We start from the raw sequence: 22012 nt of genomic DNA, 5'->3' as shown, positions 1-22012 counted from the left end.
CGTGGGGTCGTGGAACACGGTATGGACCTCAACGGCGCACCCGATAGCGCACGTGAAGTACGCGGTTGCCCTGAATTACCACGTCGGGATCCTCCAACAGGTGCTGGGCGTGGACCGACCCGAAGTAGCGCTTGCCGGACCCGAACACGACGGGTACGACGTCCATGCGCACCTCGTCGACCAGGCCCGCGGCAAGCATCTGGCCACCGACGTCACCAGCGGCGACCTCGACGATGCGGTCACCCGCAAGCTCTTGCGCCTTGGCCATGGCTGCCTCGACACCGTCGACGAAGTGAAACGGCGCCTCGGAGTCCCAGCCCTCGGGCTGCGGCCGGTGCGTCACGACGACCACGTGGTCGATCCCGCCCGGAGGCTTCCCGTCCCAGCCGTCCGTCAGGTCGAAGACGTGGCGGCCGACGAGAGTCGCCCCGATCTGGTCCCAGTACGGCCGGGTGTAGTCGTAGGAGGCCTGCGACACCTTAACCTCGCCGCTCTCGTCCAACGGGACGTCACCGTTGGACAACCAGTCGAACAGCGGTCCGGGCTGGTCATTCTCGTCCGCGACGAAGCCGTCCACCGACACCGAGCTGTACATGACCACCTTGCCCACGGGGCTCTCCTCTGCTTTGGGTGCCCCCACATTAGCGTGTCGTGAGCTGTCGCTCTAGTAAGAAATCAGCCCGGCCGGCAGCGCCGATGAGCTCCTTGAACCGCGTGCCGGATGAGTGCTGCTGACACAGCGGCTTCCGCAACCGGAAGCACTACCGACTACGCATGCTGCTCATTGGCGGCGGGCTGTCCCACCCCCACCTCAGGTAGGAAGAGTCCCTTTGGAGGTGTTGAATCGGCACCGCATCCGTCACAGCAGGCCGGCTCCGTGGCCGTCGGAAGGGTGTCTGCCGCCGCGTGGGGGACCGTGCAGCAGATGTCGCCGCGCCAGGCGTTGATGCCCTCCCGGAGGGCGATCGCGGCGATGACCAGCGCCGCGCCGGCATCGGCCCACCACCAGCCGAGGGTGCTGTTCAGCACCAAACCCGCGAGCAGGACTGCCGACAGATACGTGCAGAGCAGGGTCTGTTTGGAGTCAGCCACCGCCGTGCGTGATCCGAGCTCCCGGCCGGCCCGGCGCTGGAGCCAGGACAGGACCGGCATGATCACCAGGCTCAGTGCGGCAATCACGATGCCCGGCGTCGAGTGCTGTGCCTCGCCGGCGCCGAGAAGTGACCTGATGGCCTCGGCGGAGACAAAGGCTGCCAGCGCGAAGAATGAGACGGCGATAATCCGCAAGGTGAGGTGTTCACGCCGTTCGGGGTCCTTGGTGGAAAACTGCCACGACAGCGCCAGCGCCGACGCGACCTCAATGATGGAATCGAGGCCAAAGCCGAGGAGCGCCGACGAGTCGGCCGTACCCCCGGCCCACAAAGCCACAACGGCCTCGATGAGGTTATAGCTGATGGTGGCCGCCGCGAACAAGCGGATCCGGCGGCTGAGGACGGCGCGGCGGGCCGGGCTCGGCGACAGTTGGAGGGAAATCATCACAGCGTGCACGTCCCGTCGGGTGCGCAGCAGGCCGGGTCAACCGCCAGCACGACGCCCAGAAGATCTTTGAGGGCATGGCCGAGGCGCTGATCGGCGAGCTCATAGCGGGTCCTTCGCCCCTCCGGCACGGCAACGACCAGGCCGCATCCCCGCAGGCATGTCAGGTGGTTCGACATGCTCTGCCGGGATACCCCGAGGGAATCCGCCAGCTCAGAGGGATAGGACGGCGCAGTCGTGAGGGCAAGCAGGATTTCTGCCCGGGTCGGGTCTGACACGGCATAACCGAACCGTGCCAGCACCGGGGCATGCGTAAGAGTCTCCACAGAATCGAAAGTACAGCTGTCGATGTATTCACGCAAGCGTGTACGCACAGCCCTCCCGGCTGGGTCGGTGCCAGTGACCGGGCCCCCGTGTCACCAGATGCTGACGCGCTCCTGCGGTGCCATCCACATGCCGTCCCGGTCCGTGACGCCGAATGCTGCATGGAAGGCGTCGAGGTTCTTGGCGATGGCGTTCGTGCGGAACTCGTTCGGGGAGTGCGGATCCGTCGCCAGCCGGCGGATGGCCTCTTCGGTCCGGATGACCTGCCGCCACCCCGCGGCCCAGGACGCGAAGAAACGCTGCACTCCGGTCAGGCCGTCGAGCACCGGCGGTTCCTGCCCGTCGAGGCTGATCAGGTAGGCCTTGTAGCCGATGGTGAGCCCGCCCAGGTCGCCGATGTTCTCGCCCAGGGTCAGCTTGCCGTTGACGGTGTGGCCGGGGGCTGCCGTGGGGGAGAGGGCATCGAATTGCGCCACGAGCCGGGCGGCCAGAGCCTCGAACGCGGTGCGGTCATCCTCCGTCCACCAGTTGCGCAGCAGGCCGCTGCCGTCGTACTGCGAGCCCTGGTCATCGAAGCCGTGGCCGATTTCATGGCCGATCACGGCACCGATGCCACCGTAGTTGACGGCGTCATCGGCGTCGGCAGTGAAGAACGGGGGCTGCAGCATGGCCGCAGGGAACACGATCTCGTTCAGGAGCGGATGGTAGTAGGCGTTGACCGTCTGGGGCGTCATCAGCCACTTCTCGCGGTCCACGGGCTTGCCGACCTCGTCGAGGTGGCGGTCGACGTCGGCGCTGTGCGCGCGCTCCACATTCCCCAGCAGATCGGCGGGGTCGATCTCCACGGCGGAGTAGTCGATCCACTTGTCCGGGAAGCCGATCTTGGCGCGGAAGGAGTCCAGTTTCTTCAGGGCCTCGAGCTTGGTTGCCTCGCCCATCCAGGTCAGCGCGGTGATGGACTCGCGGTACGCCTCGATCAGGTTGGCTACGAGGGTCTGCATGCGCGCCTTGTGCCCCTCCGGGAAATGTTCGGCCACGTAGATCTGCCCGACCGCTTCACCGAGGGCCGCCTCGACCACCGCGACGCCGCGCTTCCAACGGTCCTTGATCCGCGGCGTACCGCTCAGGGTGGTGCCATAGAACGCGAAGTTCGCGTCCACGAACTCGGAAGACAGGTACGGGGCGGCCGCGCTGACCACGCGCATGGCGAGCCATCCCTGCCAGGTCGCCAGCGGTTCGGAATCCAGCAGCGAGGCCGCGCCGGAGAAGAAGTCGGGGGTGCTCACCACCAGCTCGGCACGCTTCTCCGGCTCGATGCCGGCCGCGTCGAACCAGTCCGCCAGCAGGGGGAACAGCTCCGCCGCTTCTGCGGCGGACTTCAAGTTGTACGTCTTTTGCGGATTCCGCAATGTCACGTTGTCCCAGTGGTGCGAAGCCAGCGCAGTTTCCAGCGCCACCACGCGTCCGGCCGCCCCCTCAGGGTCGGCAACCTCCGCGAGGCCAAGCATGGCTCCCACGTGTGCACGGTAGGCCTGGACCATCGGGGCGAACTTCGCTTCCCGATAATAGGACTCATCAGGCAGGCCCAGGCCGCCCTGGCCCGTGTAGAGCAGGACCCGGTCCGGGTTTCCGGCATCCGGCGCGGGGTAGATATAAAAGAGTCCGGACACATCGGCGCGGAACAGCCGTCCGGCCAGCGCCACGAGTTCGGGCACCGACGTCGTCGCGAACACCTGCGCCAGCCGCGCCCGGAGCGGGTCCAGGCCCTTGGACTCGACCGCCGCTTCGTCCATGAAGCTGTTGTACAGGTCCCCGATCTTGCGCTCGATGCCGGTAGCCTCCGCACCGCGTGCGGCGGCCTGCCCGATGATCTCCTTCACCGCGAGCTCCGATGCGTCGCGCAGGGCGGTGAAGGTGCCCTCCAGCGCCCGGTCGTCCGGGATGACCGTAGTGTTGAGCCAGCCGCCATTCACATGCTGGTACAGGTCATCCTGCGGGCGGACGCTGGCGTCGATGGTGGACAGATCGATCCCCGAAAGTGGCACGGATGCTCCTTTGAGAGGCAGTCCGGCCCGGAGCGTTTGCCGGCGCACGGTCTGCATGGTGGACGTTACGGTGGTCTGGCTCCTTCATCTTACGCACCCGTGTTACTGTGAAAAGGTGCGCGCAGAACTGCTCCTTCTTAGCTGCCGCGGCGAGGCCTCAGACGCGATCTAGCGCAAGGCCCACCCTCGCTGCGGAGTTTGTGTTGCCCGGCCACCCTTTCACCAAGAATCACAGAAAAGGCCCCGATTGTAATGCGAAACGCACAGAAGCCCTCAGGAATGCCGGTCCACCGCTACATCCCGTTCCAGGACCAGATCACCGTTGAACTGCCGGACCGCACCTGGCCGGACAAAGTCATCACCAAGGCCCCGCGCTGGTGCGCCGTGGACCTGCGCGACGGCAACCAGGCCCTCATCGATCCCATGAGCCCCGCCCGCAAGCTGAAGATGTTCGACCTGCTGGTCCGGATGGGCTACAAGGAGATCGAGGTCGGGTTCCCCTCGGCATCGCAGACGGACTTCGACTTCGTCCGGCAGCTGATCGAGGGCAACCACATCCCGGACGACGTCACGATCCAGGTGCTGACCCAGGCCCGCGAACACCTGATCGAGCGGACCTACGAGTCCCTGGTCGGCGCGAAGCAGGCAATCGTCCACCTCTACAACTCCACGTCCGTCCTGCAGCGCCGCGTGGTCTTCAACCAGGACGAGGACGGCATCCTCGACATCGCCCTGCAGGGTGCGCGGCTGTGCAAGAAGTACGAGGAAACTCTCGCCGATACGCACATCACCTACGAATACTCGCCCGAGTCCTTCACCGGCACCGAGCTGGAGTACGCCATCCGGGTCTGCAACGCGATCGCCGACGTCTTCGAGGCCTCGGCTGACCGTCAGGTCATCATCAACCTGCCCGCCACGGTGGAAATGGCCACCCCCAATGTCTACGCCGACTCCATCGAGTGGATGAGCAGGAACCTGCACCCGCGCGAAGGCATCATCCTGTCCCTGCACCCGCACAACGACCGCGGCACCGGCGTCGCCGCGGCCGAGCTGGGCTACCTGGCCGGGGCAGACCGGATCGAGGGCTGCCTCTTCGGCAACGGCGAGCGGACCGGCAACGTGGACCTGGTGACCCTGGGCCTGAACATGTTCGTCCAGGGCATCGACCCGATGATCGACTTCTCCGACATCGACGAAATCCGCCGCACGGTGGAGTACTGCAACCAGCTGCCGGTGGCCGAGCGGTCCCCGTACGGCGGAGACCTCGTCTTCACGGCGTTCTCCGGTTCGCACCAGGACGCGATCAAGAAGGGCCTGGAGGCCCTCGAAAAGGACGCTGCCGCGGCGGGCAAGGACGTGGCCGACTACACCTGGCAGGTCCCGTACCTGCCGGTGGACCCGAAGGACCTCGGCCGGAGCTACGAGGCGGTCATCCGGGTCAACTCGCAGTCCGGCAAGGGCGGAGTCGCCTACCTGCTCAAGAACGAGCACAGCCTCGACCTGCCGCGCCGCGCCCAGATCGAGTTCTCCGGCGTCATCCAGAAACGGACCGACACGGTGGGCGGAGAAGTCAGCGGACCCCAGCTGTGGCAGGTCTTCCAGGACGAATACCTGCCCTCGGGCTCTGCCGACACGCAGTGGGGCCGCTACGCCCTCGGTTCGATCAGCACGGAGACGGACGAAGACGGCGACATGACCTTGACCGCCGCCCTGAAGATCGACGGGACCCAGGTCCGCCGGACCGGGACCGGGAACGGCCCCATCGCGGCCCTGCTGAGCATCCTGCGCGAGGACGGCGTGGACGTCCGGGTCCTGGACTACAGCGAACACGCACTCTCCGAGGGCGGCAGCGCCCTGGCCGCCGCGTATGTCGAATGCGCCGTGGGGGAGCGCGTGCTCTGGGGCGTGGGGATCGACGCCAACACGAGCACGTCAGCCCTCAAGGCCGTCATCTCAGCCGTCAACCGCGCCATCCGGGACGCCCGCGCCTGATCCGTCCCTGCCTGCTCCGTCCGAGGACGGGCAGGCACTGTCAAACAACGCATAACTGCGCCGCCGGAAACACTCCGGCGGCGCAGTATTTTGCCTCCGTCTTTTACCTCCGTCTTTTACCGTTCTACCTCGGCGGCGGTGCCCATACCGTGATTCCGTAAAGACAGTGCGAAGATTAACTGTGGTCCAACAATCCTTTGCTGCGCGTGCCTACCGTGATGACGCCGTCGTGCTGCGCACCCATAAGCTGGGCGAGGCCGACCGGATCATCACCCTGTTGACCAAGCACCACGGCCAGGTGCGGGCGGTGGCCAAGGGGGTCCGGCGCACCAGCAGCCGGTTCGGCGCCAGACTGGAACCGTTCATGGTGGCCGATCTCCAGCTGATTTCCGGGCGCACCCTGGACGTCGTCACGCAGGCCGTGGCCAAGGGCGCCTACGGCGGGAACATCGCCGCGGACTATGGCCGGTACACGGTGGCGGCCGCCATGACCGAGACGGCGGAGAAGCTCACCGACGTCGACGGCGAAGCCGGCACCGCCCAGTACAACCTGCTGGTGGGGGCCCTCGCGTCCCTGAGCCGGGGCGACCACGCCCCCGAACTCATCCTGGATTCCTACCTGCTCCGCGCCCTCGCGACCGGCGGCTGGGCGCCCAGCTTCACCGACTGCGCCCGGTGCGGTGCGCCCGGGCCGCACACCGCCTTTTCCGCGCCGCTCGGCGGCATGGTCTGCCACGGGTGCCGGCCGCCGGGATCGCCCGCGCCGGCCCCGGAGACGGTGCTCCTCCTGGGTGCCCTGCTCACCGGAAACTGGACGACGGCGGATGCCTCCGCGTCCGTCCACCGCCGGGAAGCGGCCGGCCTGGTAGCCAGCTACCTCCAGTGGCACCTGGAACGAGTCCTGAAATCCCTCAAACATGTGGAGCGAACGTAAAAGTGGCATTGGGAAGAAGCCTGGGAAAGAACCTGGAGAAAAGCCAGGCGAAACAGTTCAACGGCCGGCGGCGGACCACCCCGGTGCTGGCTCCGTATCCGCACCCGTCCGGCGCTGTTCCGCCCGCGATTCCCGCGGAGTTCATCCCGCGGCATGTGGCGATCGTCATGGACGGCAACGGGCGCTGGGCGAACCAGCGCGGTCTGCCCCGGATCGAGGGCCACAAGGCGGGGGAGCCTGCCCTGCTGGACGTCATGGCCGGCGCGATCGAGCTGGGGATCGAATACGTCAGTGTGTACGCCTTCTCCACCGAGAACTGGCGTCGGTCCCCCGAGGAGGTGCGCTTCCTGATGGGCTTCAACAAGGACGTCCTGCGCCGGCAGCGGAACCAGCTCGATGAATGGGGGGTCCGGATCCGCTGGTCCGGGCGGCGCCCGAAGCTGTGGGGCTCGGTGATCCGCGAACTCGAAGAGGCCGAGGACTACACCCGGGGCAACAGCACCTGCACCCTGAACATGTGCGTCAACTACGGCGGACGGGCCGAGATCGCCGACGCCGTCTCCGCGATCGCGGAGGAAGTGGCCCAGGGCCGGCTGAAGCCGGGGGCCATCACCGAGCGGACCATCCAGAAGTTCCTCGACGAGCCGGACCTGCCGGACGTGGACCTGTTCCTGCGCAGTTCCGGGGAACAGCGGCTCTCCAACTTCATGCTCTGGCAGTCGGCCTATGCCGAGTTCGTGTTCATGGACACCCTGTGGCCGGACGTGGACCGGCGGACGCTGTGGGACGCCGTCGAGATCTATGCACAGCGGGACCGCCGCTACGGTGGAGCCATCGACGCCGCTCCCGCCGCGGGCGGCCAGGTCAGCTGATCCGCGTCAGTCGTAGACGTACGCCCTGATCCACCGGGACAGCCGGGCATAGGCGTCCGCGCGGACCCGCGGGGCGGAGAGGAAGACGTCATGCAGGGCGCCGTCAATCCGCTCCAGCGTCACGGTGCGGCCCAGGCTGAGCGCGCGGAGGGCGATTGTGTTCACGTCCAGGACCGCGTCCGTGCGGCGCATGGACTCCTTCCAGAACATCCCGTTGGCGCTGGCGCCCGAGATGAGCACCAGGATGGGCACATCGATGTTCAGCCCACGCGCCACCCTGGACTGGCCGGCGAGCACGGCGCTGAGCCAGCCGGCGCGGACCGGAAAGGCGTGCGGCGGACGGTAGGCATCGTCCAGGGCCCATTCGCCTTCCGCGGCGCTGCTGATGCTGCGCCAGTAGAAGGCCCGCTCGGGCAGCCGGATCACCGACTCCGGCCAGAACCGGGCGAACGGCTCCACCATGGTCCGCGCGGCCCGGCGCAGGGCGGGGCTGCCGTGGACTTCCAGCCAGGGGCTGTCCAGGACCAGCTGTGACACCATCCCCGGATGCCGGTCGGCCCACAGCGCCGCGATCAGGCCGCCGGTGGAGTGTCCCATCAGCGTCACCTGCGGCGGCGTGGCGTCCGGCCTGAGCGAACCGATGATCCCGAGCGCTGCAGTGATTTCGGCGTCGTAGTTGTCCAGGTCCGCGACGTAGCCGCCGTGGGTGCCCGGGCGCAGGCTGCGGCCATGGTTGTGCATGTCGAGGGCGAAAAACTCAAACCCCTGCCCCGCCCAGAATTCCGCGAGTTCCTCATTGAAGAAGTAGTCACTCCAGCCGTGCAGGAACAGCACAGCCCGGGCCGGCAGCGCCGATGGTGCCGGCGGGAGCGGAGTGTGGCGGACCAGGGTGGCAGTGCGCAGCACACCGTCAGGGCTGACGGCCTCAAAGGTGCACGCCTGGAAATCCTCCCCGAGAATGTCGGTCCGCCACTGCATCGACTTTCCTCCTGTGTTGCTGAGTGCCTGCCCGGACTAGGCCGCGGACGCAGCGGCCCGGCCCGCGGAACGTCCGGAGAAGAGGCATCCGCCCAGGAACGTTCCCTCGAGTGCCCGGTAGCCGTGGATTCCGCCGCCGCCAAACCCTGCGGCTTCACCGGCCGCGAACAGCCCGGGCACGGGCTGCCCGGCGGCATCCAGGACCCGCGACTGCAGGTCCGTCTGCACACCGCCAAGGCTCTTGCGCGTCAGGACCGAGAGCCGGACGGCGAGCAGGGGACCGCGCCGCGGATCCAGCAGCCGGTGCGGCGGGGCGACCCGCATGATCTTGTCGGTGGCGAAACGCCGCGCTGCCCGGATCGCCGCCAGCTGCGGATCCTTGCCCATCCCGCTGGCAAACTGCCGGTCCCGGTCGCGGATCAGCTGCTCCAGGGCCGCGGGGTCGATGAGCTGCACACCCGTCAGATCGTTCATCTGCCCGGCGAGCCCGGCGGGGTCCGCTGCCTGCAGGAAGTCCACCCCGCGTTCCAGGAACCGCTGCAGCGGCGTATCGCTGCCGGGCTTCAGCCGTGAGACCAACCGACGGACGTCCTTGCCCGTGAGATCCGGGTTCTGCTCGGATCCTGACAGCGCGAACTCCTTCAGCGCGATGCTGCGGTTCAGGACGAACCATGAATGGGCATGTCCCGTGGCCAGGATGTGGCGCAGGGCGCCGAGCGAATCGAAGCCCGGAAACAGGGGAGGCGGGAGCATCCGCCCCGTCGCGTCCAGCCACAGGGCCGACGGTCCGGGCAGGATCCGGATGCCGTGCCGCGGCCAGACCGGGGCATGGTTGTGGATACCTTCCGGGTAATGCCACATCCGGTCCCCGTTGATGAGGTGTCCGCCGGCGCGGCCCACAGCCGGGAGGAAGTCCCCGTCCACGGATGCCGGCACGCCACTCAGCATCCGCTCCGGCGCCGCGCCGCCTGGCCACTGCTTGCGGACCACATTGTGGTTGCCGCCGATGCCGCCGCTTGTTACCACCACGGCCGCGGCCGCAGCCTCGAAAGTACCGGCCGGGCGTCGTGAAGAGCTTTCGCCCCGGCCTGCGCCGCTGGCTTCGAGCAGTTCGCCACGCACGCCGCTCACCCGGCCCGCGGTTTTCACGAGCCCGGTGGCGCGGTGGCGGAAATGGAAGGACACGCGGCCGGCGGCTTCGCCTTCGCGCAGCTTGGAAAGGAAGGGGGCCACCAGCGCCGGTCCCGTGCCCCACGCGACATGGAAGCGCGGGACAGTGTTGCCGTGGCCGTCCGGGCCGTAGCCGCCGCGTTCGGCCCACTGGACCAGGGGAAACAGCCCGACGCCCAGCGCGGCGAGCCAGCCACGCTTCTCACCGGCGGCGAAGTTCACGTACGCCGCCACCCACTCCTTCGCCAGGGCGTCCTCCGGCCGGTCGAATCCCGCCGACGCATGCCAGTCGGCTAGGGCCAGCTCTTCACTGTCCCGCACCCCGAGCCGCCGCTGCTCCGGAGTGTTGACCATGAAGAGGCCGCCGAAGGACCAGTGCGCCTGGCCACCGACGGAGGCCTCGGGTTCCTGATCGAGCACCGCCACCCGGCGGCCGGCGGCATAGGCCTGGGCCGCGGCCACGAGCCCTGCCAGGCCGGCGCCGACCACCACAACATCGGCCTCGATCCCGCGACCCGAAGCCCCACGGCCGCCCGTTCCGACACCCTCATTGCTGGTCATGGCTTCATGCTAACTCGCGCCGGCGCACTTCCGCCGCCGGGCCCGGGCGCGGGGCGCCGCAGTCACAACGACAGTCACAACGGGCAGTCACAACCGTGCCGGCGCGTGCGCTGGTTTGGTCTGCGCGGCCCGAACCGGAAAACTAGAGGCATGCGCGTATATCCCACATTTTTCCGGCTGGCCTTCTCATGGATGGACGCCGAACGCGCCCATAAGATCGGGTTCAAGGCCATCCGCCTCGCTCACACCTGCGGTGCCGGGCGGTTGCTGCAGAAGTTCACCGCCCCCGCGGCGTCGCTGCAGACCCAGGCGTTTGGCCTGACCTTCCCGTCCCCATTCGGCCTAGCGGCCGGTTTCGACAAGGAAGGCCACGGCATCGAGGCGCTGGCGGAGCTCGGCTTCGGCCATGTGGAGGTCGGCACCATCACCGGCCAGGCCCAGCCCGGGAACCCGGCGCCGCGGCTGTTCCGCCTCGTGGAGGACAGGGCCGTCGTCAACCGCATGGGGTTCAACAACGACGGCGCCGCGGCGGTGGCCCCGCGCCTGAAGTCCGCCCGCGCCGCCCTGCAGCGCCAGCACCCCGGCGTCCGGCCCGTGATCGGGGTGAACATCGGCAAGAGCAAGGTGGTCGGGCTCGAGGATGCGGTGTCCGATTACCTGATCAGCGCGCGCAGCCTGGCCCCCGCTGCGGACTATCTCGTGGTGAACGTCAGCTCGCCCAACACCCCCGGTCTTCGGCTGCTGCAGGACGTGGAGACCCTGCGCCCGCTGCTGGCCGCAGTGGGGGAGGAGGCGGACAAGGCCGCCGGCCGCCACGTTCCCCTCCTGGTCAAGATCGCGCCCGACCTCAGTGATGAGGACATCGACGACGTCGCGCGCCTGGCGCTTGACTTGAAGCTGGACGGCATCATCGCCACCAACACCACGATCGCCCGCACCGGGCTCGCCTCCAGCCCCGACAAGGTTGAGGCGTGCGGGGCAGGAGGTCTTTCCGGGGCGCCCCTGAAGAAACGGTCCCTGGAGGTCCTGGCCCGGCTCAAGTCCGTCACCGGCGGAGCGCTGACCCTGGTCTCGGTGGGGGGCGTCGAAACGGCACAGGACGTGCAGGAACGGCTGGACGCCGGCGCCACCCTCGTCCAGGGCTACACGGCGTTCCTTTACGAGGGACCTTTCTGGGCCGCGCGCATCAACCGGCTGCTGGCCACCCACCCGAGCCGGCGCTAGACCTTACGCTGCGATCGGGCCCGGACCGGTCGCCGCAACCAGGAAGCCCCCGGCAGGTGACTGCCGGGGGCTTCCTGGTTGAAGAATGGTGGAAGGGAATGTCAGGCGGGGAACTCGCCGCGCCGGACCTGGGGTTTGGGCAGGCGCAGGCGGCGGAACTGCAGGGAGCGCATGGAGCCGTACCAGACGGTGCCGCGCTCGACGTCGCCGAACCTTTCGCCGAGCCGTTTCTTGAGCTTGCGGGAGAGGATGAAGACGTCCACGAAGACCGCGAGGAACATGACCCAGAAGGCGCCCAGGACGTAGACCATCTGTGCGCTGGAGGCCGGCACGAGCAAGGAGATGATGACAAACAGCAGGGCGCCGAACATGAGGAACTCGCCAAGGCTGAAGCGGGCATCGACAAAGTCACGGGCAAACCGCTTCTGCGGACCCTTGTCCCGCAGCGGCAGGAACTTATCGTCACCGGTGTCCATGGCCTGCCGCATCTTGAGCCGCTGCTCCGTGACGGCGGCGCGCTCGGCCGCCTTGGAAGCCTTGCGGTCCTCCGGCACGAGGGGCCGTTTGCGGGCCGCCTCCTGGGCGCTGCGCTTGGGCGTGGGTGCGCCCTTGCCGGTCATGGCGCTACGGGCTGCTGCCTCGGATGCCTGCTGGTCAACTACGTCCTGCGCCGATGGCGCTTCCTTTTTACGTCCAAACACCCCTAAAGAATACCCCGCAGACACGGGCCCGAGACCCAGCCCACACGGCGCAGGCCCGGGCGTGACGCTGTTTGTAGTGATTCAGAGCACGGGTAGTGTTTTGGCCATGACTTCATCTACCGCGGGGAACCCGCAGACCACCATGGACCACGAGGGCACCATCGATGCCGAGGCCCTCCGCCAGGCCGTTGCCGAATCGTTCGACGAGACGATTGGCCAGCTGACGGACCTTGTCGCCATTCCGGGCATCGCCTGGCCCAGCTTTGATCCCGCCCCGTTGAACCGCAGCGCCGACGCCGTCGCCAGCCTCGTGCGGGCCAGCAGCTTCGACGACGTCCGGATCCTCCGCTGCGACAAGGAAGACGGGACGCCCGGCGGGCCCGCCGTCGTCGCCCGCCGCCCGGCCGCGGAGGGCAAGCCGACAGTCCTGCTGTACGCCCACCACGACGTCCAGCCCACCGGCGACCTGGCACTGTGGGAAACCGACCCCTTTACCGCCGTCGAGCGCGACGGCAGGCTCTTCGGCCGCGGTGCCGCCGATGACAAGGCCGGCATCCTGGCGCACATCGCCGCCTACTCTGCGGTCACGCGCGTGCTCGGTGACGAACTGGGCCTGGGCGTGACGTTCTTCTTCGAAGGCGAAGAGGAGGCCGGCTCGCCAACGTTCCGGCAGTTCCTGGAAACCCACCGCGAGCTGCTCCGCGCCGACGTGATCGTCGTGGCCGACTCCAGCAACTGGAAGGTCGGCATTCCAGCCCTCACCACCAGCCTGCGCGGCCTGGTGGACGGCACCATCGAGGTCAAGGTCCTGGACCACGCCGTGCACTCGGGCATGTTCGGCGGCCCCGTGCTCGACGCCCCGACCCTGCTGGCCCGCCTGATCTCGACCCTCCACGACCACGAGGGCAGTGTCGCGATCAAGGGCCTGGTGAGCCGCGATGACGTGGTTGTCGACCTCACCGAGGAGGAGTACCGCGCCGACGCCTCCGTGCTCGACAGCGTGAAGCTCGCCGGGACCGGCAGCATTGCCTCACGCATGTGGACCAAGCCCGCCCTGTCCATCATCGGCTTTGACGCCCCGGCCGTGGACGTGGCCTCCAACACCCTGCTGCCGCGGGCCCGGGCCAAGTTCAGCCTGCGCCTGGCCCCAGGGCAGGACCCGGCAGCCGCCATGGAGGCTGTCCGCCAGCACGTCGAAACCCACGCCCCGTTCGGCGCTGAGGTGGTGTTCACCCCGGGGGAGAGCGGCAACTCCTTCCTGACGGACACGAGCTCGAAGGCCGCGTCCGTGGCCATGTGGGCCCTGGGCGAGGCCTGGGGTGTGCCCGCCGTCGAAATGGGGATCGGCGGATCGATTCCCTTCATCGCGGACCTCACCGAGCTCTACCCGGACGTGCAGATCCTGGTCACCGGCGTCGAGGATCCCGATTCCCGGGCCCACAGCGCCAACGAATCGTTGCACCTGGGCGACTTCCGGAACGCGATTGTCGCCGAGGCCCTGCTGCTCGCGCGCCTGAACAACGAAGGCGCGCTCTAGCCCCCGCGCCTGGCGGGTCCCGGGGAACATCCAGCCGTCTCCCACGGTTACGTCAGAAGTTAGAGCTACGGGGCTGCGCGAAGTAGCATGTAGCTATAGCCCATACCGTTTAAGTAGGGGCGGGCACCGTGCGAGCGGGGCCGCCACCACCGTTGCAAGAAGGTAGGCCATGAGCACTACAACCAATGAAAACAGCGCCGGCAACTCTGCCGCCGAGGCCGGCGAGCTGGCCACGCACGAGGTCATGCTGACCGATGTCGCGGCTGGAAAGGTCCGCAGCCTGCTGGAGCAGGAAGGCCGCACCGATCTGCGCCTCCGCGTTGCCGTGCAGCCCGGCGGTTGCTCCGGCCTGATTTACCAGCTCTACTTCGACGAGCGGCTGCTCGACGGGGATGCAGTGCGCGACTACGACGGGGTGGAAGTCGTCGTCGACAAGATGAGCGTTCCTTACCTCAGCGGTGCCAGCATCGACTTCGAGGACACCATCGCCAAGCAGGGCTTCACGATCGATAACCCGAATGCCGGCGGGTCCTGCGCCTGCGGAGATTCTTTCCACTAATTCCTTCCACTAAGGCCGGGCATTTTGCCCGGCCTTAGTGCCGCAGGATCCTCAACGAGCAGCGCCTACAAAAAGCTCCCGACGCACGGTGTGGACATGTGGGCGAAAACTCTCGGGGAGCGGTAAGCTCTACACCGAGTAGTAAAACTTTTCGTTTGCCCTGCCCGTCATTTGCGGGGCAACAGCAACAAGTAGGAAGGGCCGTCTGTGAGTTCGCAGAACCGAACCGGCAGCCGACGCAAACAGATCACTACGATCACTGGCTTGGCACTAGCCGGCGCGTTGGCTTTGACTGGATGTTCACCAGAGGTACAGAAGGGCTGGTTGCCCACCGAGCGTGGCACCACCAATCACACTGACCTCATCATGGACCTCTGGGTCAACTCATGGATTGCCGCGCTGGTCGTCGGCATCATCACCTGGGGCCTGATGATCTGGTGCATCGTCGCGTACCGGCGCCGCAAGGGAACCGTGGGCTTCCCGCGCCAGAACAGCTTCAACCTTCCGCTTGAAGTGTTCTACCTGACGATCCCGCTGTTCATGGTCCTGGTGTTCTTCTACTTCACCGACCGCGACCAGCAGTCGATCGATGACCGCTCAACGCCGGCCGACGTCGTCGTCGACGTCCGTGGCAAGCAGTGGGCGTGGGACTTCAACTATTTGAAGGGCAACGTCGTCACCGAGGACGTGCACGAAGCGGGCGTCCAGGCGCACTTGACCGGTAACGACGTGGACAAGAACAAGCTGCCCACCCTGTACCTGCCGGTCAACAAGTCGGTTGACCTCGAGCTCAACGCGCGCGACGTCATCCACTCTTTCTGGGTTCCTGCCTTCCTGCAGAAGCGCGACATGATTCCCGGCAAGACCAACTACATCCGGTTGACGCCCACCAGGGAGGGCACCTACGACGGTAAGTGCGCCGAACTCTGTGGCGAGTACCACTCCGAAATGCTGTTCCGCGTGAAGGTTGTCTCCGAGTCGGAGTTCCAGGCGCACATGAACCAGCTGCGCCAGGACGGGAACACCGGCCTGCTCGGTGAAGAGTACGACCGCAACCCGGCCCCGGCCGAAACCAAGTAAGGGGAGCGACGTGGCAACTTACACTCAATCCGCCGGGATCCTCGAGGCTCCCGTAGTACCGAAGTCCAAGGGACGCATCGTCGTCAACTGGATCACCTCGACCGACCACAAAACGATCGGGTACATGTACCTGATCGCGTCGTTCATCTTCTTCTGCTTCGGCGGCATCATGGCGCTGCTGATCCGTGCCGAACTCTTCGAGCCCGGCATGCAGATCCTGCAGACCAAAGAGCAGTACAACCAGCTCTTCACCATGCACGGCACCGTCATGCTGCTGATGTTCGCGACGCCGCTGTTCGCCGGCTTCACCAACGTCATCATGCCGCTGCAGATCGGTGCCCCCGACGTCGCCTTCCCGCGACTTAACGCACTGGCCTTCTGGTTCTTCCTCTTCGGCTCCACGATCGCCGTCTCCGGGTTCATCACCCCGCAGGGTGCCGCGTCGTTCGGCTGGTTCGCGTACGCGCCGCTGTCCAACACGACGTTCAGCCCCGGCGTGGGCGGTGACCTCTGGGTCTTCGGCCTGGCGCTCTCCGGCTTCGGCACCATCCTCGGCGCCGTCAACTTCATCACCACCATCATCTGCATGCGCGCCCCGGGCATGACCATGTGGCGGATGCCGATCTTCACCTGGAACGCCCTCGTGACCTCCATCCTGGTCCTGATGGCCTTCCCGCCGCTGGCCGCCGCGCTGTTTGCCCTCGGCGCCGACCGCCGCTTCGGTGCGCACATCTTCGATCCCGAGAACGGCGGTGCCGTCCTCTGGCAGCACCTGTTCTGGTTCTTCGGACACCCTGAGGTATACATCATCGCGCTGCCGTTCTTCGGCATTGTCTCCGAGATCTTCCCGGTCTTCAGCCGCAAGCCGATCTTCGGCTACAAGGGCCTGGTCTACGCGACCATCTCCATCGCCGCCCTGTCCGTGACTGTGTGGGCCCACCACATGTACGTCACCGGCTCGGTCCTGCTGCCGTTCTTCTCCTTCATGACGATGCTCATCGCCGTTCCGACCGGTGTGAAGTTCTTCAACTGGATCGGCACCATGTGGCGCGGTTCCATCACGTTCGAGACCCCCATGCTGTGGAGCATCGGCTTCCTGGCGACGTTCCTCTTCGGCGGCCTCACCGGCATCATCCTGGCCTCGCCGCCGCTGGACTTCCACGTCTCGGACTCCTACTTCGTGGTGGCGCACTTCCACTACGTGGTCTTCGGCACCGTCGTGTTCGCCATGTTCGCCGGGTTCTACTTCTGGTGGCCCAAGTGGACCGGCAAGATGCTCAACGAGCGCCTCGGCAAGATCCACTTCTGGATGCTGTTCCTGGGCTTCCACGGCACCTTCCTGATCCAGCACTGGCTCGGCGTCGAGGGCATGCCCCGCCGCTACGCCGACTACATGCCGCAGGACAACTTCACGTGGATGAACCAGTTCTCCACCATCGCCTCGTTCGTCCTCGGCGCCTCGCTGATTCCGTTCTTCTGGAACGTCTACATCACCTGGCGCAGCAACGAGCGTGTGGAAGTTGACGACCCGTGGGGCTTCGGTGCCTCGCTGGAATGGGCCACGTCCTGCCCGCCGCCGCGCCACAACTTCACCTCCCTGCCCCGCATCCGCTCCGAACGTCCTGCCCTGGACCTGCACCACCCGGAGCTCTCCCAGTCCTACACCGCGGATTCGCCTGCTCCGGCAGCAGCGGCTCTCGGTAACGCCGACCAGAAGGACACCGCCAAGTGAAAATCGAATCAAGGATCTTTGGCTTCGGCGTCTTCTTCTTCGTGCCCGTTGCATTCATCTACGGATACCTGACCAACTGGACTGAATGGGTGGGCGCACTGGCCATCCTGCTGGTTGGCGGACTCGCCGGCATGATCGGCGCTTACCTCGGCTTCACCGGCCGCCGCGTGGGCATGCGCCCCGAGGACCGCAATGACGCCGAGATCCACGAAGGCGCCGGCGAGCAGGGACACTTCAGCCCCTGGAGCTGGTGGCCGCTGATGCTGGGCCTGTCCTGCGCCGCAGGGTTCCTCGGCCTCGCCGTGGGCTGGTGGATCGTCTTCATCGCCGGCGGGATGGCAGTGGTCGCACTGGTCGGCTGGGTCTACGAGTACAGCCGCGGTGACCACGCGCACTAGCGCCCACCCGGACTAAAAGTTCAGAACGCACGACGGCGGGCCCCTGCATGCCCAGCCCCCTGCGCAGCGTCCCTCCTGGAGGGCGGCACCGCACTGCGGGCCGTCGAATGGGAGCGGCGAAGGCCTCAGGCGGCCGCTGCCGATTCCAAGAGGATTCCGAGTTCTTCCAGTGCACCCTCGGCCTCTGCGGGGCTGCAGGAGGCCGGGAGGGCGTCCGCAGCAACGGCCAGCTCCACCTCACAGCCGCACTCGAAGTCCTCGGTCATGACCTCCAGCAGCGAGCGGGCGTCGACGCCTGGCCTGCCGTCCTTGCTGATGGTCACCGGGAGGCCGGTCGCCGTGACCGCCCGGACAAATACTGCCGCCGGCCGGGCGTGGAGGCCGATGGCGGCCGTGACGATTGCCTTGCGAACTGGCAACGGGACTCCCTCATGCTGGTGTTGTTCTGTACGTGTCGCTGCTGCACGGGCTGGCCACGCGACCGGTGACCCAGGTGGAGGGCGTCCGGCAGGCAGTCCGTCAGACCGGGCGGGCGGCATTGCCCCGGCTCCGGCCTGTACCTACAAGGGTAGCGTCGGGGGAGTGCCCGGCACGACTTGAGTCGGCGGCGTGGTCTAGACCTGCCGGGTCACGGGCTTACCCTTGAGATATGAGTCTATTTCCCGCGCCGGGCCGCAACCGGAGGCTGAACCATGGCGTCCACTAACGCGTCCAAGATGATTGGCGAGATCGACCGTCAGAGCGGGGTGCCGATCTACGTGCAGTTGCGCGAGATCCTCCGGGCGCACATCGCGGCCGCGTGCCCGCCCGGATCTGCGCTGCCCTCCGAGCGGGACCTCGCCCAGCGCTTCGGCCTCGCCCGGATGACCGTGCGCCAGGCCATCGATGCCCTCGTGGGTGAGGAAGTGATTGAACGCGTCGTGGGCCTGGGCACGTTTGTGCGCAAACCCAAACTGGATCTCCAGGTCAAGCTGACTTCCTACAGCGAAGAGATGCAGCGCCGCGGCATGGTTCCGGCCGCCAAGGTCCTGAGCTTCGAGCAGATTGGCGCCAGCGCGTTCCTGGCCCGTGAGCTGCAGTTGGAGGAGGGGACACCCCTGGTCCGGTTCCGGCGCCTCCTGTTGGCGGACAACGAACCGATGAGCGTGGACGAAAACTTCATCCCGGCCCACCGGGTCCCCGGCCTGCTGGATGGCGAACCGCCCACATCCCTCTACAACGTGCTGAGCGAACGCTACGGGCTGGTGATGGAATGGGGCGAGGACATGATCGAGGCGACGGCTGCGTCGCCGTCCACGGCCCGTCTCCTGAACGTCGAGGTCGGAACCCCGCTGCTCAAGATCCAGCGCCACGCGTTCGTGGCCCGCGCGATGGTGGACTACTCCGTGTCCTACTACCGGGCTGACCGCTACAAGCTCTGGGTGCCCCTGCAGCGCCCCGGCGTCCGGCCTACCCGGAACTATGCCTCGGGGTACCGCCCCTAACTACAACAACGCGGGGCACTGCGCGCCCGTCCCGCCGAGGGGGTTAGGGTGCGAAGTGCACCGCGTTGCTGTCGTTTCTGTCGTCTCCGGGGAAGCGGGAAGGCCCGGTCCCCAAGGGGATCGGGCCTTCCTGTGTGGTGCTGGGTGCCGCCTAGTGGCTCAGCGACTTCGACTCAGCAGTTTCGATCGCTTCGTGGGCGCCGTGGTGGCCGTGAGCGGCCTCCAGCTCAGCCGGAGTGGCCGGAGCAACCCGGTCTTCGAAGAACCAGCGGGACAGCTTCGCGCGGCGCTTTTCCTTGCGGTCCACGACGCCGTGCTCGTTCGGCACCGCGGGCAGCGGGGCCGGTGACTCGAAGCCGACCAGCTTGTAGCGCTTGTATTCATCCAGCGGGGCGTGGACCTCGATGAACTCGCCGTGCGGAAGTCGCACGATGCGGCCGGTTTCACGGCCGTGCAGGGCAATCTCGCGGTCCTTGCGTTGGAGCGCCAGGGCGACCCGCTTGGTGACGATGAACGCGATGACCGGGCCGATGAAGAACAGTGCGCGCAGCCAGTAGGTCACATCGTTCAGGGCCACGTGGAAGTGGGTGGCGATGAGGTCCGAGCCGGCCGCTGCCCACATCACGCAGTACCAGACGAAGCCGGCCATGCCGATTGCCGTACGGGTAGGAGCGTTGCGGGGGCGGTCCAGGACGTGGTGTTCGCGGTTGTCCTTGGTGATCCAGCGTTCAATCCACGGGTAGGCGAACATGACCGTGAAAAGGATGCCCGCCGGGACGAGTGCCGGCAGCAGCACGTTGAACGTGAACATGTGGCCGAACCAGATCTGCTCGACCTTCCAGTCGCCGATCGTGCCCGGCATCAGGCGGAGGGCGCCGTCAACGAAGCCGATGTACCAGTCAGGCTGGGTGCCTGCAGAAACCGGGGAGGGGTCGTACGGGCCGTAGTTCCAGATCGGGTTGATGGTGAAGAACGCCGCCATGATGGCAACGACACCGAACACGATGAAGAAGAAGCCGCCGGCCTTCGCCGCGTATACCGGTCCCAGGGGGTAGCCGACGACGTTGCCGTCGTTGCGGCCGGGGCCGGGGTACTGCGTGTGCTTGTGCACAACCACCATGAAGAGGTGCATGACGATCATCAGCAGGATGAGCGCGGGAACCAGGAGGATGTGGAGCATGTACAGGCGGCTGATGATCATGGTGCCCGGGAACTCGCCGCCGAAGAGGAAGAACGAGGTGTAGGTGCCGATGACCGGGATGGACTTGATGACGCCGTCGATGATGCGCAGGCCGTTGCCGGAGAGCAGGTCATCGGGGAGTGAGTAGCCGGTGAAGCCTGCGGCCATGGAGAGGATGAGCAGGACGCTGCCCACCACCCAGTTCAGTTCGCGGGGCTTGCGGAATGCGCCGGTGAAGAACACGCGGAGCATGTGCACGGACACGGACGCGACGAACAGCAGGGCTGCCCAGTGGTGTACCTGGCGCATGAACAAGCCGCCGCGGACATCGAAGGAGATGTTCAGCGAGGAGCTGTAGGCCACGGACATTTCAACGTTCTTCAGCGGCGTGTACGAGCCCGCGTAATGCGTCTCCGCCATGGACGGATCGAAGAAGAACGTCAGGAACGTGCCCGAGAGCAGCAGGATGACGAAGGAGTACAGTGCCACTTCGCCGAACATGAACGACCAGTGGTCCGGGAAGACCTTCCGGCCGAATTCACGGAGGATTCCGGAGCCGCCAACCCGCTGGTCGACGAAATCGGTGATGCGGCCGCCTGTGGTCTTGGCGACGAAGACAGGGGCATCAGGCGTTGTTGTTGAGGACATGCTGCTCACGCTCCCAGTAGGTCGGTCCAACGGGTTCATGGAAGTCGCTCGTGGCGACGAGGTAGCCCTCAGCGTCGACTGCGATAGGCAGCTGGGGGAGGGGGCGGCTGGCCGGGCCGAAGATAACCTTGCACTGTTGCGTCAGGTCGAAGGTTGACTGGTGGCACGGGCAGAGCAGGTGGTGGGTCTGCTGTTCGTACAGCGCAACAGGGCAGCCAACGTGGGTGCAGATCTTGGAGTATGCAACGATGCCGTTGTAGGCCCAGTCTGCGCGCTCGGGGGAGGGGTTGAGCAGTGCGGGGTCCAGGCGCATGAGCAGAACGACCGATTTGGCCTTCTCGTTCAGCTTTCCTTCGCTCAGTTCATTGAGACCCTCGGGGATGACATGGAACGCGGAGCCCATGGTGACGTCGGCGGCCTTGATGGGGGTGCCGTCCGGGTCGCGGGCCAGCCGCTTGAGCTTGCCGTCCGGGGCCGGGGCCCACAGGGTGTGGGCCAGCTTGTCGTCCGGCCGGGGACCGAGGTCACCGAAGATGGCCAGGGCCGGCAGGGGGGCGAGGGCGACGGCGCCGAGCAGGGTGTTGCGGATCAGTGGCCGGCGCTTGATGCCGGTTTCCTCGACGATGTCATCGACGATGCGGACGGCAGCCTGGCGGTCTTCCTCGGTGCGGATCGCGTGGCGCTCTTCCGAGACCTCGTGGTCCGGCATGAGGGCTTTGGCCCAGTGGACGATACCGGTGCCGATGCCCAGCATCGCGAACGCGGTGCCGATGCCCAGCAGTGCGTTCTGGAGACGGATCGTCGCGATCGCGGAGTCCTGCCCCAGATCGATCGCAAAGTACGCCACCAGGAATATCAAGGTGCCAACGACCGAGATGCCGAACAGAAGGGCTACCTGCCGTTCTGCCTTTTTTGCGGCCTTCGGGTCCGTGTCAGCCAGGCGCAAACGGTGCGGGGGAATTCCAGGATCCTGGAATTTCTCCACCTCATTCTGACCAGCCGTAGCTACGGTGCCCGAGTCGTTCGGACCGCCGTCACTATGGTTGCCCATAATTCG

The 22012-nt window shown here is 66.7% G+C and carries 20 protein-coding genes; 10 read left to right on the top strand and 10 right to left on the bottom strand.

Annotation, left to right across the window (positions count from 1 at the left end; genetic code table 11):
* Positions 1 to 28 precede the first annotated feature (28 nt).
* The 4 genes from AC1DZV_RS12195 to AC1DZV_RS12180 all read right to left on the bottom strand — a co-directional run bounded on the left by AC1DZV_RS12195 (position 29) and on the right by AC1DZV_RS12180 (position 3905).
* Entirely contained in the window at positions 29 to 610 is a 582-nt protein-coding gene (locus AC1DZV_RS12195) for a dihydrofolate reductase family protein (RefSeq protein WP_476953826.1), read from the bottom strand.
* Between the two features lie 158 nt (positions 611 to 768).
* The gene (locus AC1DZV_RS12190) at positions 769 to 1536 is read right to left on the bottom strand and encodes a cation diffusion facilitator family transporter (protein WP_476949449.1); all 768 of its coding nucleotides are present in this window, start codon (positions 1534 to 1536) and stop codon (positions 769 to 771) included.
* Positions 1536 to 1862, bottom strand: coding sequence for an ArsR/SmtB family transcription factor (locus tag AC1DZV_RS12185; RefSeq protein ID WP_476949450.1), 327 nt, complete (start codon positions 1860 to 1862; stop codon positions 1536 to 1538). The genes AC1DZV_RS12190 and AC1DZV_RS12185 overlap by 1 nt, the downstream gene beginning before the upstream one ends.
* Positions 1863 to 1952: 90 nt before the next feature.
* A complete protein-coding gene (locus tag AC1DZV_RS12180; RefSeq protein ID WP_476953799.1) occupies positions 1953 to 3905 on the bottom strand; it encodes a M13 family metallopeptidase in 1953 nt (650 codons plus the stop codon).
* Positions 3906 to 4157: 252 nt separating this feature from the next.
* On the opposite strand from AC1DZV_RS12180, the gene leuA reads away from it, so the two are divergent.
* From leuA to AC1DZV_RS12165, 3 genes are all read left to right on the top strand, one after another.
* Positions 4158 to 5897 (top strand): 2-isopropylmalate synthase, encoded by a 1740-nt coding sequence (leuA, locus tag AC1DZV_RS12175; RefSeq protein WP_028276716.1) that lies wholly within the window; start codon positions 4158 to 4160, stop codon positions 5895 to 5897.
* Positions 5898 to 6078: 181 nt separating this feature from the next.
* Positions 6079 to 6831: a DNA repair protein RecO gene (gene recO, locus AC1DZV_RS12170; protein WP_476949452.1), complete on the top strand. Its 753-nt coding sequence runs from the start codon at positions 6079 to 6081 to the stop codon at positions 6829 to 6831.
* Positions 6832 to 6851: 20 nt separating this feature from the next.
* Complete coding sequence (locus tag AC1DZV_RS12165; protein ID WP_476949762.1) at positions 6852 to 7703, top strand: isoprenyl transferase; 852 nt, start codon at positions 6852 to 6854, stop codon at positions 7701 to 7703.
* Positions 7704 to 7709: 6 nt separating this feature from the next.
* Here the strand turns inward: AC1DZV_RS12165 and AC1DZV_RS12160 are convergent, their stop codons facing one another.
* Both AC1DZV_RS12160 and AC1DZV_RS12155 read right to left on the bottom strand, forming a co-directional pair.
* Complete coding sequence (locus AC1DZV_RS12160) at positions 7710 to 8681, bottom strand: alpha/beta hydrolase (RefSeq protein WP_476949453.1); 972 nt, start codon at positions 8679 to 8681, stop codon at positions 7710 to 7712.
* Positions 8682 to 8717: 36 nt separating this feature from the next.
* Entirely contained in the window at positions 8718 to 10412 is a 1695-nt protein-coding gene (locus AC1DZV_RS12155; RefSeq protein ID WP_476953798.1) for an FAD-binding dehydrogenase, read from the bottom strand.
* A gap of 150 nt (positions 10413 to 10562) precedes the next feature.
* Here AC1DZV_RS12155 and AC1DZV_RS12150 point away from each other — a divergent pair, with 150 nt between their 5' ends.
* The gene (locus AC1DZV_RS12150; RefSeq protein WP_476949455.1) at positions 10563 to 11636 is read left to right on the top strand and encodes a quinone-dependent dihydroorotate dehydrogenase; all 1074 of its coding nucleotides are present in this window, start codon (positions 10563 to 10565) and stop codon (positions 11634 to 11636) included.
* A 101-nt stretch (positions 11637 to 11737) separates the two neighbouring features.
* On the opposite strand, the gene AC1DZV_RS12145 is transcribed toward AC1DZV_RS12150, so the two are convergent.
* On the bottom strand, positions 11738 to 12337 hold the full coding sequence (locus tag AC1DZV_RS12145; protein WP_476953797.1) for a DUF3043 domain-containing protein: 600 nt from the start codon (positions 12335 to 12337) through the stop codon (positions 11738 to 11740).
* A 106-nt stretch (positions 12338 to 12443) separates the two neighbouring features.
* On the opposite strand from AC1DZV_RS12145, the gene AC1DZV_RS12140 reads away from it, so the two are divergent.
* From AC1DZV_RS12140 to AC1DZV_RS12120, 5 genes are all read left to right on the top strand, one after another.
* Complete coding sequence (locus AC1DZV_RS12140) at positions 12444 to 13874, top strand: M20/M25/M40 family metallo-hydrolase (RefSeq protein ID WP_476953796.1); 1431 nt, start codon at positions 12444 to 12446, stop codon at positions 13872 to 13874.
* A 169-nt stretch (positions 13875 to 14043) separates the two neighbouring features.
* Entirely contained in the window at positions 14044 to 14433 is a 390-nt protein-coding gene (locus AC1DZV_RS12135; RefSeq protein WP_028276724.1) for a HesB/IscA family protein, read from the top strand.
* Positions 14434 to 14640: 207 nt separating this feature from the next.
* Positions 14641 to 15513: an aa3-type cytochrome oxidase subunit II gene (gene ctaC, locus AC1DZV_RS12130; protein ID WP_028276725.1), complete on the top strand. Its 873-nt coding sequence runs from the start codon at positions 14641 to 14643 to the stop codon at positions 15511 to 15513.
* A gap of 10 nt (positions 15514 to 15523) precedes the next feature.
* Positions 15524 to 17245 (top strand): aa3-type cytochrome oxidase subunit I, encoded by a 1722-nt coding sequence (gene ctaD / locus AC1DZV_RS12125; protein WP_223917347.1) that lies wholly within the window; start codon positions 15524 to 15526, stop codon positions 17243 to 17245.
* Positions 17242 to 17643 (top strand): cytochrome c oxidase subunit 4, encoded by a 402-nt coding sequence (locus tag AC1DZV_RS12120; protein ID WP_018773077.1) that lies wholly within the window; start codon positions 17242 to 17244, stop codon positions 17641 to 17643. Before ctaD ends, AC1DZV_RS12120 begins: the two co-directional genes overlap by 4 nt.
* Before the next feature lie 125 nt (positions 17644 to 17768).
* Here the strand turns inward: AC1DZV_RS12120 and AC1DZV_RS12115 are convergent, their stop codons facing one another.
* Positions 17769 to 18062 (bottom strand): HPr family phosphocarrier protein, encoded by a 294-nt coding sequence (locus AC1DZV_RS12115; RefSeq protein ID WP_476949458.1) that lies wholly within the window; start codon positions 18060 to 18062, stop codon positions 17769 to 17771.
* Between the two features lie 273 nt (positions 18063 to 18335).
* Here AC1DZV_RS12115 and AC1DZV_RS12110 point away from each other — a divergent pair, with 273 nt between their 5' ends.
* Complete coding sequence (locus AC1DZV_RS12110; RefSeq protein ID WP_028276728.1) at positions 18336 to 19127, top strand: GntR family transcriptional regulator; 792 nt, start codon at positions 18336 to 18338, stop codon at positions 19125 to 19127.
* 151 nt (positions 19128 to 19278) lie between these two features.
* On the opposite strand, the gene qcrB is transcribed toward AC1DZV_RS12110, so the two are convergent.
* The gene (gene qcrB / locus AC1DZV_RS12105) at positions 19279 to 20955 is read right to left on the bottom strand and encodes a cytochrome bc1 complex cytochrome b subunit (RefSeq protein ID WP_028276729.1); all 1677 of its coding nucleotides are present in this window, start codon (positions 20953 to 20955) and stop codon (positions 19279 to 19281) included.
* Positions 20933 to 22006 carry a cytochrome bc1 complex Rieske iron-sulfur subunit gene (gene qcrA / locus AC1DZV_RS12100; RefSeq protein ID WP_476949459.1) on the bottom strand — a complete coding sequence of 358 codons (1074 nt, stop codon included), beginning with the start codon at positions 22004 to 22006 and terminating at the stop codon, positions 20933 to 20935. Before qcrA ends, qcrB begins: the two co-directional genes overlap by 23 nt.
* Between the last annotated feature and the right edge of the window lie 6 nt (positions 22007 to 22012).

This window comes from Arthrobacter sp. P1_D12, assembly GCF_056406175.1.
Note: the sequence above shows the minus strand (reverse complement) of the source record. Positions and strands in the feature narration are given on the sequence as shown.

What these genes read in the sequence shown, in the direction of transcription:
- AC1DZV_RS12135 (WP_028276724.1), top strand. Translation starts at nt 14,044, where the DNA reads ATGAGCACTACAACCAATGAAAACAGCGCCGGCAACTCTGCCGCCGAG.
- AC1DZV_RS12140 (WP_476953796.1), top strand. Translation starts at nt 12,444, where the DNA reads ATGACTTCATCTACCGCGGGGAACCCGCAGACCACCATGGACCACGAG.
- AC1DZV_RS12150 (WP_476949455.1), top strand. Translation starts at nt 10,563, where the DNA reads ATGCGCGTATATCCCACATTTTTCCGGCTGGCCTTCTCATGGATGGAC.
- AC1DZV_RS12160 (WP_476949453.1), bottom strand. Translation starts at nt 8,681, where the DNA reads ATGCAGTGGCGGACCGACATTCTCGGGGAGGATTTCCAGGCGTGCACC.
- qcrB (WP_028276729.1), bottom strand. Translation starts at nt 20,955, where the DNA reads ATGTCCTCAACAACAACGCCTGATGCCCCTGTCTTCGTCGCCAAGACC.
- AC1DZV_RS12155 (WP_476953798.1), bottom strand. Translation starts at nt 10,412, where the DNA reads ATGACCAGCAATGAGGGTGTCGGAACGGGCGGCCGTGGGGCTTCGGGT.
- leuA (WP_028276716.1), top strand. Translation starts at nt 4,158, where the DNA reads ATGCGAAACGCACAGAAGCCCTCAGGAATGCCGGTCCACCGCTACATC.
- AC1DZV_RS12110 (WP_028276728.1), top strand. Translation starts at nt 18,336, where the DNA reads ATGGCGTCCACTAACGCGTCCAAGATGATTGGCGAGATCGACCGTCAG.
- AC1DZV_RS12190 (WP_476949449.1), bottom strand. Translation starts at nt 1,536, where the DNA reads ATGATTTCCCTCCAACTGTCGCCGAGCCCGGCCCGCCGCGCCGTCCTC.
- qcrA (WP_476949459.1), bottom strand. Translation starts at nt 22,006, where the DNA reads ATGGGCAACCATAGTGACGGCGGTCCGAACGACTCGGGCACCGTAGCT.